We start from the raw sequence: 13,047 nt of genomic DNA, 5'->3' as shown, positions 1-13,047 counted from the left end.
AAATTTTATAAGTTGGAGAAGATTAATGGCTAAAAGGCAAAAACCTTCTAAAAAAAATACACAATATAAGATTGAAATGTTAATCGATTTAGCAAAAGGGGAGCTGCTCAATCACGGTATCACTAACTTCAATTATGAAAAGGTTATCTACGATGCCAAACTCAGCAAATCGACTGTTTATAAAAAGTTTGGGAAAAAGGATGAATTTATAATTATTGTTATTAAGAACTTATTGGACGATTTCTTTATTCCTTTTAAGAAATACGTTGATGATTTTAACACATTCCAAGAAGTCCTTGATTACTTATCCAATCTAAACTTTGACGTTCAAACTCTGATGAAAGAGTACCCCATAGATGATCTTTTTGAACATCCCGAGATTACTTCCGTTATAAATGATTATTACTATCAACGGTTTGGAAAGGTAATCACTGATAAGATCGCTGAATTTCAAAATGCAGGGCAGATAAGAAAGGATATTGAGGCTAAATACATCTTAGAATTTCTTACCTCTGTTACCAAAGGTATGGGTATGATGCTTAAAGATCATGATTTCAAGGAAGTTATTAATAATTACAGAAAGTTAATTGAAACAGCCCTAGCTTACAAAACAAATTCTGAAAAGGAGTGAACAGTATTAATTTCAAAAATCACTTAAGATCCAGTAAATTTTTTAACGTCTTGAGTCTCACAATCTTTATTATAGTTTTTTTTAACTTTAGTACGATTGCCATCGCTGCTCCAATTTCTAGTAGAGTTCCAATTGATAGAGATGACGAAGATTCCTCAAAAATACAAATAATAGAACCATCCAAAATAGCTGAACCCGAACCCGAACCTAAACCTGCTCCCTCTATAGTTCCCCTAGAAACTCCCCCTATAACTCCTCAAATCCAAAATGAACTAATTTCAAAATTGGAAACTTTTCAAGGATTTGTTGGATTTGAATTGAGAGATCTTTCTACCAATGATGTTCTTATTGCTTACAATTCTGAAAAGTTATTCATCCCTGCCTCAAATACAAAATTACTAACCGCCCTGGTTGCCTTAGAAAGTTTAGGAGACAACTACAAATTTGAAACTAAAATATACCATACCGGGGAAATATCAAATAATTTCAGAGGGAATCTATATATAAAAGGATTTGGAGATCCTGTCTTAACTTCTTTACAATACAAAGAAATACTAAAAAGGGCAACGTTGGATAGAGGAATAAAAACGATATATGGCGATATAATTTTCGATTATTCTTTTATGACAGAAGAAGGTTTTGGAAGAGGCTGGATGTGGGATGACCCCCAACCACAAATAGCTGCGATTAATATTTGGCAAACAAGCTATGAATCTTTTAAATATAAAACAAATTATGAAATAAGGGATTATATAACCTTTCTTACAACATTGTACTTACAAGAAATAGGTGTCGAATTTTGGGGAGAAATAAGGTATGAAGAAGTACCTTCTAACGCTAATCTACTGTACACAAATTATTCCCCACCCTTAACAGATATAATACAACAAATGTTGGAGATTAGCGATAACCAGATTGCCGAACAGCTTTTTAGAGATCTTGGCGCTATTTACGGTAACGGAGAAATAGAAGATTCCGAAAATCACTTTAAGAAAGTCATCAAAGAAACCTTAGGATACGACACAACCGATTATGTAATTAAAGATGGCTGTGGATTATCTATGTACAACTTAATTTCCCCAAAGATGTTGGCAGATACTTTATTTTATCTATATTCACAATACCAATCTAAATTTTTAGATTACTTAGCATCGCCATACGAAGAAAGTACTCTTGAAAAACGTTTTAACTTTGAAATTTATGCAAAAACCGGAACTTTGTATTACGATTCTGCCATCAGTGGAATTTTCAAATCAAAAAGTGGAAAATATTATATTTTTAGCTTAATGGAAAACAACTTTCCTTTAGATGTTCAAAAGGTGAAAGAGTTTGAAAATTCAATAATCAACTATCTCTATGAAAACTTATAATGACAAAAGGGGGAAGAATTCATGAGTGAAGAGTTCAACGGTTACTACAGATTTCCGACTATTTACAACGATCAAATAGCCTTTGTTGCTGAAGATGACATTTGGGTAGTTTCTTCTTCAGGGGGAGTAGCCAGAAGATTAACCTCAAATGTTGGAGAAATCTCCGACCTTACTTTTTCTGAAGATGGAAAATGGATAGCCTTTACAGGAAGAGATGAAGGTGTACCAGATGTATATATAATTCCATCTACAGGTGGTGTACCAATTAGGTTAACTTACTTAGGTGCAAACAGCAAAGTACTTTGTTGGCATGACGGAAAGATAATTTTTTCATCAAATTATACCCAACCTTTTAAAAGAATTACATCCCTATGGGAAGTCGACGTTGAAGATAAAAGGAAGTTAAAGCAATTAGATTTTGGAATAGCCACTGAAATCTCATTTGGAAAAGAAAAAGGCATCGTTTTGGGAAGAAAAACTGGAGATCCAGCTCGATGGAAAAAGTACAGAGGTGGAACAGCTGGAGAATTACTGATGGATGTAGAAGGGAACTACAACTTCAGAAAATTGATCGACTTAAAATCCAACTTTGCCAATCCAATATGGATTCAAGACCGAATTTACTTCGTCTCAGACCATGAGGATGTCGCTAACATATATTCTTGTACAGTAGAAGGAAAAGATCTAAAAAAACATACGTATCATAACGATTTTTATGTCAGAAACCCAAAATCTCATGGAAACAATATTGTATACCATGCCGGTTCGGATATTTACATTTTGAATTTATCAACTAACGTATCAGAAAAGGTAGATATAAAATACTATAGTACCTTACCACAAAGAAACAGAAAATTTGTTGAATCCACACAGTATTTTGAAGATTTCTCTATTTCTAAAGATGCTGAGAATTTAATAAGCACTCACAGAGGCAAAAGCTTTTATTACAACAACTGGTACGGTCCCGTTAAACAACTTGGGAAAGAAAGCGGTGTCAGATATAGACTTACCACCTACCTAAATCTGGAAGATGAAGAAAAGGCTGTAACAATAAGCGATGAAAATAATAATGAACATATCGAGGTGTACGATTTAAAAAGTGGCAATTTAATCGATAAAGTCGAGGAATATGATTTAGGAAGGGTTATGAATATCGTTGCCTCTCCTAAAGATGAAGAAATCTTGTTAACTAATCAAAGAAACGAACTTATCTTGATCGATTTGAGAAACCATAAGAAGATTGATGTGGATAAAAGTACCATTGGTCCCATTAATGGATATTCGTTTTCTCCAGATGGTAGATGGATTGCTTATTCAAAATTTATAAACAGCAAACAAGCCGCTATTATGATATTTGATAAAGTAAAAGGAGAGATGCACCAAGTTACAGAACCAATTCTGCTTGATGTAGACCCTGTCTTTGATCCAGACGGAAAATACCTTTATTTTATATCTTATAGAATATTCAATCCAATTGAAGATAGGCTTCAAATGAATGCAGCCTTCGCAAAAGGTACTAAACCTTATCTTATAACACTCAAAAAAGATATCTTTTCACCTTTTCAGGAAATAATTAAAGAAGAAGAAAAAGGGAAAGACAAAGAAGAAGAAATAAAAGTTGATATTGATTTTGATAACATCGCTGATAGAATTATACCCTTCCCAGTTAGTGAAGAAAGATATGTAAACATACAAGCTGCAAAAGATAAAGTTTTTTATACTATTTCTACTGTAAGTGGTGTACTGGAAGATGAAGAAGATATGCTCAGCGAGAAACATGAAAAATTAACCCTCAAATACTATGATCTTATTGAAAAAGAAGAAAAAACTTATCTTGAGGGCATCTCAGAATTTCAAATTTCCGAGGACAAAGAGAAAATCGCAATTCTGATAGACGATGGATTAAGAATTCTTAAAATTTCTAATCCTCCCTCCCCAGAACAAGAAAAAGAATGCGAAAATAAGTATACGAGAAAGTGCGGCTGGATAGATTTTCACAGAGTCAATGTGGAAGTTCAACCACTGTTAGAATGGAGACAAATGCTTTGTGAAGCTTGGCGTCTACAAAAATTTTATTTTTGGAACAAAGACAAACTAGACGAAATCGAATGGGACAAAATATTAGAAAAGTATTATCCTTTAGTTGAAAGAATAGCAACAAGAACAGAATTTTCTGATTTAATATGGGAAATGCAAGGAGAGTTAAAATCATCACATGCCTACGAGATGGGGGGAGAATACAAACCTAAACCAGTTTACAAAATAGGGTATTTAGGGGCAGATTTGATACTGGATGAAGATAGAAATCTATACAAAATAAGTCACATTGTCAAGGGAGACATATGGGATGAAAAAAATAAACCACCATTACTTGGGCCAGGAGTCGAAGTAAAAGAAGGAGATTATCTATTATCGATAAACGGTATAGAAATAAAGGATAAAATACCTAATGAAATTTTGGTGAATTACAGTGGCAAAGATGTTGAAATAGTAGTATCAAACGGCGATAATATTGAACATAAAAGAAAGTATGTTGTCAAAACATTAAAAGATGAAACGTCTCTAAGATACAGAGAATGGGTAGAACAAAACAAGAAATATGTTCATGAAAAAACTGATTCACGGATTGGATACATTCACATCCCAGATATGGGATATACTGGATACGCAGAATTTCACAGAAACTTCTTAAGCGAAGTCAAATATGACGGACTCATAATCGATGTAAGGGTCAACAGTGGTGGCTTTGTATCTTCAATGATTTTGGATAAATTGAATAGAAAGTTTATCGGATATGATCTTTCACCATATAGAGAGGCCGAAGCCTATCAATATGATAGTGTTAGAGGTCCAATGGTTGCTATAACGAATGAGTTTGCTGGTTCAGATGGGGATATTTTTAGTCATTCCTTCAAACTGTTAAAACTAGGGAAACTTATAGGTAAGAGGACGTGGGGAGGAGTGATTGGAATTTGGCCTAGAAACCCGCTTGTCGATCACACTATAACAACCCAACCAGAAATGGCCTTTTGGTTTAAAGATGTTGGATGGGACGTTGAAAATTATGGAACCGATCCGGATATTGAAATAGATATTACCCCAAAAGACTATAAAGAAAAGAAAGATCCACAACTCGATATGGCTATAGAAATAGTACTAAAAGACCTGAACGAAAATCCACCAATAGGCCCAAAAGATATCAAAAAACCTTAAATCATTAAACAAATGCCGAGCGCACTGCTCGGCTTTTTGTTTGGGGTGTGCTCTGATCACTAACTTTATGCTTGAGATCTTATAACAGGTTTTTATTCTATAACTTATCTATCTTCAATTGGAAAAGATACGTATTTAGGAATACCATTTTCGTAAGATGGATAACTTTCTCCTTGAATTAAAGGTTTGGCATAATCAATAAAATCATCATTTACACCGTAACCGTCATGAGAAATATATTCTTCAGGTAAATATTTGGTGTTATTTGCCACCTCAAATAATGGGACCTTTCCAAATTCTATTTTGTAAGGGTCATTTGAGAGACGGTTAATTGTTACCATAAATCCTGAGATACCATCCCGAGCATATTCTAAGGCTTTTTCCCCTATCATAACCGCTTCAGCTTGATCAGTTTTACTAACGATGTGTCCTGCACTTCTCTGGAGGTAATCTGGAATGGACACATGTACCTTCAAGCCTAACCTTGTTAAAATAATGTTGGCTACAACCCTTCCAACATCTCCCAACTGTCTGTTTCCAAAACTATCGGTGTATCCCATATCAGAAACAAATGCGCCGCTTTTATACCTAATACCTTCCGAAACAGCTATCGTACAGTAACCATTCTTACTTACCTCTTTTTGAACCTTATCTATAAAATTATCTTCTTCAAAAATCCTTTCTGGTAACAAAATAACATGAGGTCCAAAATCCCCATTTAATTTAGCTAACGAAGTAGCTGCTGTAAGCCAACCCGCATGTCTGCCCATTGTCTCCATTATGAAAATTTTTGTAGAGTCTTTTGCCATACTACGCGTGTCTATACTTGCTTCCAACATTGAAATTGCCAAATACTTTGCTGCAGAACCATAACCTGGAGAGTGATCAGTGCCGTACAGATCATTATCTATTGTTTTTGGAATCCCTATGACTTTTAAATCATAACCTATCTTTTTTGAATACTCGTCGATTTTATGGGCCGTGTCCATAGAATCGTTACCACCGTTATAAAAGAAATAACTAATATTGTAATCTTCGAACGTTTTAAAAAGTTTTTGAAAACCTTCTTCATCACCTTCTTTTAATCTATGTCTGCAAGTACCAAAGGCACTTGCTGGTGTAGCTTTCAAATTATTTATTTTATCAACAGATTCTTTTGTTAAATCAAATAATTTACCTTCAAGAACCCCTGTAATACCATTTATTCCCACATATATCTTATCAATTTGTGGATCCTTTAAAGCCTTGCTTATCAGTCCATATGCAGAAGCATTTATGACACTAGTAACTCCTCCTGATTGTGCATATATGATATTTTTTTTATTCAATAATCACACCCCCGAACTTTTAATTTAAATTACAACGTACCTATATTTCAGCCTTCTTCTGCAAGTTCCAGAAAACTTTTTTCTCTTATAGAATCCTTTTCTACAGGAAGGATCATTCCAAAACCTTGTGCATTTTTAGCTCCCAATCCCGAATTAAACGCTAATTTCAACAATTGAGTATCACCCTTTAAAATGAAATATCCAGTCCATCCTTTTATAATAATATCTTTGTAAAAAAGTAATTTTTCATTTTTTTCCGTTATACCATAAGGCTCAATATAAAAATTGTTATTTTTTGTTTCAATTTCCAATGCCAAAGCTTTTCTCCTGAGGTTTTCTTCTATCAGTTTTTTAAAATCTGATGAGTAAGGAGAAAAGTAATGAGTATAACGATTCCCGTTTGGTAGAACGATAGTTGAATATGCTGTAATGGGAGACAAAGTTTTAACAAGCATTTCTTCATCAACTTCATTATGGATAACTTCATACTTCATCAAAGTAAAATAATTTTTTTCGATTCTCACAACCTTTTGTTCATTTAAAGAATTCAAAACTGCTTCTACTAATTTATCAATTGGTGAAGCGAAATAAATATTGAATAAACCTTTAAAAATCATTCTTCTTTTCTCAACTTTAAAAGAGTTATGGGGATAAATTCTTGAAAAAGTGAAAAGCTTCAACTTCTTATCTTCAGATCTTGTTCCTAAATCGTGGTACTTAGGCACAGCATTAGACATTAAATAGTAAAACAATCCTTGCAAAGGTCTGTTGTAATGAACAGGAAGATCAATTTTATCACCTTCTAAAGCTCCGAATACCAACTTAATGACCAATAGAATCCCCCCAGTTTATATTATTATTAAATTTTTAGATAAAACCCTTTGTGACAATCGCACAAAGGGTATGAATTCATAAAAATTAAAATATAGCTTGTTCTGTTTCCTTATCGAAAGCATGTATCATTTTTAAATCGATTGCAACTTCAAAATTCTGTCCAGATTCTGCTCGTGTTTGAGGGCTTACCTTTGCGGTCATAGATTGACCATTGATAGTTAAATGAAGTAAAGTCTCACTACCCAAAGGCTCAACAACATCAACCATAGTGTTTAAAATATTAGATTCATCAGCACCTTCAAAAAAGTTTTTATCATAAATATCTTCTGGTCTTACACCAAAGATAATATCTTTATCTATATAATTTTCAAGTAAAGATACTTTATCCTCGGGTACTTTTATAGAGATTCCCTCTGCTTTGAACCAAATACCATTATCTCTTGTTACTTTTACATTTAAGAAATTCATTGGAGGCGTCCCAATAAATCCGGCGACAAAAATGTTGGCCGGATTATTGTATACATCAAAAGCTCCTCCAACCTGTTGAATTACTCCTTCGTTCATAATAACAATTTTATCAGCCATAGTCATAGCCTCAACTTGGTCATGTGTAACATAAGCGACTGTAGCTTCCAACCTTTTTTGTAGTTTCTTAAGCTCAGCTCTCATCTGAACCCTTAATTTTGCATCTAAGTTTGAAAGAGGCTCATCAAATAAGAACACTTTAGGATCCCTTACGATAGCTCTACCCAGTGCAACTCTCTGTCTTTGCCCTCCTGATAATTGTTTCGGTTTTCTATCCAATAAATGGTCAATCCCAAGAATTTTTGCAGCGTTTCTTACTCTCTTTTCTATTTCGTCTTTAGGTGTTTTCCTCAATTTCAATCCAAAAGCCATGTTGTCGTAAACCGTCATATGTGGATAAAGGGCATAATTTTGGAAAACCATCGCTATATCTCTATCCTTCGGTTCCACATCATTTACAACTTTTTGGTCAATTTTTATTGTTCCTTCTGTAATGTCTTCTAACCCTGCAATCATCCTCAAAGTAGTAGTTTTTCCACATCCTGAAGGACCGAGTAGTACAAGAAACTCCTTATCTTCTATTACAAAATCTGCATCCTTTACTGCATGAAATCCATTTGGGTAAACTTTGTTAACCTTGTCTAATATAACTTGAGCCATTAAAAAGCACCTCCATCTTTTAATTTTTTCTGTCTTTAAAAAGTCTAAAACTTGTTTTAGCACCCCTTCGCTCCGCTACCCATCCATAAGGGAAAAAAGGTCTAAACCATTTACCCCATAGTCAACTCAAAAAGAATGATGAACTCAGTAATCAAAATCCTTAAAAAAATCCTTAATTCTCTGATATTCTTCAACGTTTTCTATCTCAAAAAGGGAAATATCTCTAACTTCATCAACAAAATCCATGAGTTTTACGAATTTATCATAGTCTAACAAAACAACCTTTGGCAGACCATTTTTGGTGATAACAACGTCTTTTTTTTCAACTTCATCAACAACTTGAGAGAATTTTGCTTTAGCTTCAGCTAAACTATAAAATGTAAAATCTTTTAAATACATATTTCACACCCCTTGACTATAATTATAGTCAATTTATTCTTATTTGTCAATCTAAAGAATTCAAAGATTTTCTAGCGTAATCAATTTTAATAGCCTCTAATGCCTAATAATCTCTTCTAATCGCTATATTTGACTTCAGTATATTTCTTAACTTCTTCAAGATCACTAATGGAAAGACCAAAATGCGACCAATAAGGAATAATAGTGTTGTTAAGAAGCAAAGGATCCGTGTTTGAAGATATAGCATTTTTTTTGACAAGTTCTTCGTATTCAACGGTACCAGGAATTGGGGTAAATTCGTTTAAATTCACCTTTATTCCGAGCGAATGGCAGAAATCTACAGCTTGTTTTACATCATCTTTATTTTGAGATGGTAGATTCACCAACACGTAGGCATAAATATCATTCGTATCAAAACCAGCATTTTTTAGAGATGTAACGGCTTTAACAAGATCACTATTAGTTACCTTAAACCCCGTTCCTTTTTGAATATTAAAATCATAGCTTTCGTACCCGAGTTTTATAGTTTTAAAATTTGCTTTTTTTAATAACAAAGCTATTTCATCATCAACACGTCGGGCATGTACACCATTGGGCAAATGATATTGAACGTCAAATTTAGATAAAGATTCCAACAATTCTTTAATATCTTTTCTTAATAAGAACGCATCGTCAAAAAAAACGAAATCTTTTACATAAGGTCTTTTTTTAAGAATATACTCTATATTATTGATTATTTTGTTTATACTCCTGTATTGGAATTTCCACATCTTTGGAGTTACACAATACGTACAATGAAAAGGACAACCTACGGAAGAAACCAAAACAACATAAGTGAGATAGGAATCATAAAAATCATAGGTCAGATCAATATCTTCAAACCAGTTGAAGTTATTTAATTCTGTAAGATTCTCGTTTAGTATTTCCAAAACTTTCTTTAAAGGAAATATGCCTGTTCCTTGGCAAATATCAACTTTAAATTTGGAAAAAACATCTTTTGCATGTTCAGTATACAAGGTGGAATAAATACCACCTAAAAAAATAGGAGTTTTTGGAAAGAAGCTTCTCAAAATTTCGATAGTTTTTTCCCCACCGTAGTACCAGTATGTTAAAGTGATTCCCACCAAGATTGCATCAACTTTGTTCTGTTTTTTTATTGCTTCTAATTTACTTTCAAACAATTTTAAAGGTAATCCATACCTTTTAAATTTTCTAGGTATATTCTTTAATATAGTTGGCTTTTCGACTCTTTCATTATAAAATTTACCAGTTCCGTACTTTTTATCTTTTGGAGGATATTTTACAATTAAATCGTTATCATGGCGATTTAGCAGATCTATAAACGTTACATTGTGACCTAAATAAGTTAGTACTTCACTTATGTATAACAACCCTAATGGCTTAAGCCAAAAATCATATGCGGCAAAATCGTAGATCCAAGGATTAACAACCAAGAAGTTCAAATCGTTGCCTCCTATCGCAATTTTTTAATTTCTCTAGAATAATATAATATCCCCTTTAGGGTTAAATATGGATCGTAATGTTTGAAAATAGATACTTTACTTGAGAGGAAACTCATGTCTCCTCCCGTTGCTACAACGACAAAATCTTTGTTCCTTTCTCGTTTTATTTCGTGAATAAGCCTTTCTATCCCATATAATGTTGTTTTTATTACCCCTATTTGAATATTGTCGACTGTATTTTTTCCCAAATGGTATTGAGGCACCTTTATCTCCACCTTAGGAAGCTGGGCAGTTCTAGAAAACAAAGCGCTTATAGCCGTCTTAAATCCTGGAATTATCGCCCCTCCTACAAAATTACCCCCTTCCAAAACATCAACGGTTATAGCTGTTCCAAAATCTAGAGCAATTACGTGATCGCCATACTCTTCTTTACATGCAATAACGTTGCATATTCTATCTGCACCTATTTCATTAGGATAGTCAACCAAATATGCTATATTATTAATTTTATTCTTAGTAGTAACAAAAATAGTTTCAACATTAAAATATTTCTTTAACATCTGTTCTAAAATAAAGTTAACATTGGGAACCACGGACGAGATACCTGCCAAAGTTATCCTTTTTAAATCAACATTTGCCCGATTTAATAAATTTGAAATGAAAACAAATAACCCATCCTCTGATTCAAAACTACTCGGCCCAATTCTCCAAGTCAAAAACTTACCGTCTTCGTGTATCCCTGCCATCGTATAAGAGTTACCAACATCAAATAAAAGTTCCAATTTTCCCCCTTCCTTTCTTTACCTTGAATCCCCTTTGGGGCCGTTTTCTTTGACCCCGTTCGGGGTGTATCTTTATACTATCTTGTATGATGCCTTTCTTAGACGGTTCATAACCGCTATACCTATACCTTTGTCTTCTATACCTTCAATAATCATAGCATCAATTTTTTCATCGTATTTTCTAAGCATTTCAAAAAGTTTCACTGCAAATTCATAATAATTTGCTTCACTACCTATAGTGTCAAAATTAATATTATGATCCTTATAATAGCCAACATGTTCTTTAAGACATAGAACTATTGGATTGTTGTAATTTTTTACTTCTTCTAAAACCTTTTTCACCATAGTATCCACATCATCATGTTCAACTAAAATAACGGGGGTGTTAGGAGCGTAATGTCGATACTTCATACCCGGAGATTTTATATAATCAGGTTCTATTTTCCCATATGCAAAATCAGGAATGATAATATCACCAAAAATCTCTTTTAATTTTTCAGGTGGAATAGGACCTGGACGTAATATTATTGGTATCTTTCCTTGAGTTAAATCAATTATCGTTGATTCTACTCCAAACTCTACCTTACCTCCAACAATTATATAATCAACTTTTCCAAACATATCTTTTAAAACATGTTCCGCCATTGTTGGACTAGGCTTACCCGAAACATTAGCACTCGGTGCGGCAATTGGCACTTCAGCGTATTCTATCAATTTTAAGGCAACAGGATGAGCCGGCATTCTTAAAGCTATAGTATCTTTTCCTGCTGTTACAATATTTGGAACAATCTCCCTTTTCTTTAATACAAAAGTAATTGGACCTGGCAATAATCTTTCTATTTTTTCCAAAAGAGTATAAGAAATATAAGTGTACTCCAAAAAAGATCTAACGTTAGCCACATGAAGAATTAAAGGGTTGTCATAAGGCCTGCCTTTTGCCTTAAAAATCTTTCTCACGGCATTTTCTGAAAGGCCATTGGCTCCCAAACCGTAAACCGTTTCAGTAGGAAAGACTACTGTTTTATCTTCTTTGATTGCCTGAGCTGCTTCTTTAATTTTCTCCTCTTCAATATTTAATGGATCCACTTCAATAACTTTGGTTTCCATAATGAATTCTCCTTTTCCATTTGGCAAATAAAAAAATCTCCAACTTATATTATACAAGAAAACATCAAAAAAGTGAAATAATCGATTATAATGAGCTCTAATCTCTGTTAAATGTCTCTAAATACAAATATTCGCCATTTTGCTATGTAAAGTGAGTAAATATGGTATAATTCAAAAAGGACACTCTGGGTGGGGATCGGGACAAAGGAGCAAAGCCCTGTTTGCCGCAGTGTGCAAACGATGTTTTTAAATGATTTTGACCTCGAATTTGGGGTTTTTAAGAGGGAACCCTTAACGTTCGGGCGAAGGGGTGCTAAAACAAGTTTTAGAGTATCTAAAGATAGTAAATTCAATAAAAGAAAGAGAAAAGGTGGGTTTTAAATGAATACTCCAAATATACCAATAGAAGAAATAATAAGTAAAATAAACAAAACGGAAGAAATTTTAGACGGCTCGCTAAAGAACGATGATTTTGAAACTTTTTCTAAAACGTTAGAAGAAAGATTTGAATTATTGAAACAATTAGAACCATTTAGAACTGAAATCACCGTAAAAAACATTATAGAAAACATCCTAAAAAAAGATTCTGAACGCTCAAAAAGCATAGAAGAGAAGATGAGAAAAATCAAAGACGACCAATTTAACGTACAAGTTAGTAAAAAAGCTATGAAAAAGGGATATCTTAAGATTGAAGAATCCATGAGCCGCCATAAAATTAACAAAAGTGGTTAAACT

11 protein-coding genes are annotated in these 13,047 nt (G+C 33.4%); 4 read left to right on the top strand and 7 right to left on the bottom strand.

The features are described 5' to 3' along the window. Positions 1-25 precede the first annotated feature (25 nt). Genes ACW9JY_RS01315 through ACW9JY_RS01305 form a run of 3 tightly spaced genes read left to right on the top strand, consistent with a single transcriptional unit; the run spans position 26 to position 5,214 of the window. Positions 26-631: a TetR/AcrR family transcriptional regulator gene (locus ACW9JY_RS01315; RefSeq protein ID WP_457283081.1), complete on the top strand. Its 606-nt coding sequence runs from the start codon at positions 26-28 to the stop codon at positions 629-631. Continuing rightward, entirely contained in the window at positions 628-2,001 is a 1,374-nt protein-coding gene (locus ACW9JY_RS01310) for a D-alanyl-D-alanine carboxypeptidase/D-alanyl-D-alanine-endopeptidase (protein WP_457283080.1), read from the top strand. The genes ACW9JY_RS01315 and ACW9JY_RS01310 overlap by 4 nt, the downstream gene beginning before the upstream one ends. A 21-nt stretch (positions 2,002-2,022) precedes the next feature. Continuing rightward, positions 2,023-5,214, top strand: a complete 3,192-nt coding sequence (locus ACW9JY_RS01305) for a S41 family peptidase (protein WP_457283079.1) — start codon at positions 2,023-2,025, stop codon at positions 5,212-5,214. Between the two features lie 104 nt (positions 5,215-5,318). Here the strand turns inward: ACW9JY_RS01305 and ACW9JY_RS01300 are convergent, their stop codons facing one another. From ACW9JY_RS01300 to ACW9JY_RS01270, 7 genes are all read right to left on the bottom strand, one after another. Beyond that, positions 5,319-6,542 (bottom strand): 6-phosphofructokinase, encoded by a 1,224-nt coding sequence (locus tag ACW9JY_RS01300; RefSeq protein WP_103078422.1) that lies wholly within the window; start codon positions 6,540-6,542, stop codon positions 5,319-5,321. Positions 6,543-6,589: 47 nt separating this feature from the next. Next, positions 6,590-7,375, bottom strand: a complete 786-nt coding sequence (gene cas6, locus ACW9JY_RS01295; protein ID WP_457283078.1) for a CRISPR-associated endoribonuclease Cas6 — start codon at positions 7,373-7,375, stop codon at positions 6,590-6,592. An 85-nt stretch (positions 7,376-7,460) separates the two neighbouring features. Then, positions 7,461-8,561, bottom strand: coding sequence for an ABC transporter ATP-binding protein (locus ACW9JY_RS01290; RefSeq protein ID WP_457283077.1), 1,101 nt, complete (start codon positions 8,559-8,561; stop codon positions 7,461-7,463). A gap of 144 nt (positions 8,562-8,705) precedes the next feature. Beyond that, the gene (locus ACW9JY_RS01285; RefSeq protein WP_103077935.1) at positions 8,706-8,960 is read right to left on the bottom strand and encodes a type II toxin-antitoxin system Phd/YefM family antitoxin; all 255 of its coding nucleotides are present in this window, start codon (positions 8,958-8,960) and stop codon (positions 8,706-8,708) included. A 116-nt stretch (positions 8,961-9,076) separates the two neighbouring features. Next, a complete protein-coding gene (locus ACW9JY_RS01280) occupies positions 9,077-10,423 on the bottom strand; it encodes a B12-binding domain-containing radical SAM protein (protein WP_457283076.1) in 1,347 nt (448 codons plus the stop codon). 11 nt (positions 10,424-10,434) lie between these two features. After that, on the bottom strand, positions 10,435-11,205 hold the full coding sequence (locus ACW9JY_RS01275; RefSeq protein WP_457283075.1) for a type III pantothenate kinase: 771 nt from the start codon (positions 11,203-11,205) through the stop codon (positions 10,435-10,437). 72 nt (positions 11,206-11,277) lie between these two features. Further along, positions 11,278-12,312: an L-threonylcarbamoyladenylate synthase gene (locus ACW9JY_RS01270; protein ID WP_103077945.1), complete on the bottom strand. Its 1,035-nt coding sequence runs from the start codon at positions 12,310-12,312 to the stop codon at positions 11,278-11,280. A 381-nt stretch (positions 12,313-12,693) separates the two neighbouring features. On the opposite strand from ACW9JY_RS01270, the gene ACW9JY_RS01265 reads away from it, so the two are divergent. Beyond that, positions 12,694-13,044, top strand: a complete 351-nt coding sequence (locus ACW9JY_RS01265; RefSeq protein WP_457283074.1) for a hypothetical protein — start codon at positions 12,694-12,696, stop codon at positions 13,042-13,044. Positions 13,045-13,047: the final 3 nt, after the last annotated feature.

Source organism: Petrotoga sp. DB-2, from assembly GCF_054051725.1.
Note: the sequence above shows the minus strand (reverse complement) of the source record. Positions and strands in the feature narration are given on the sequence as shown.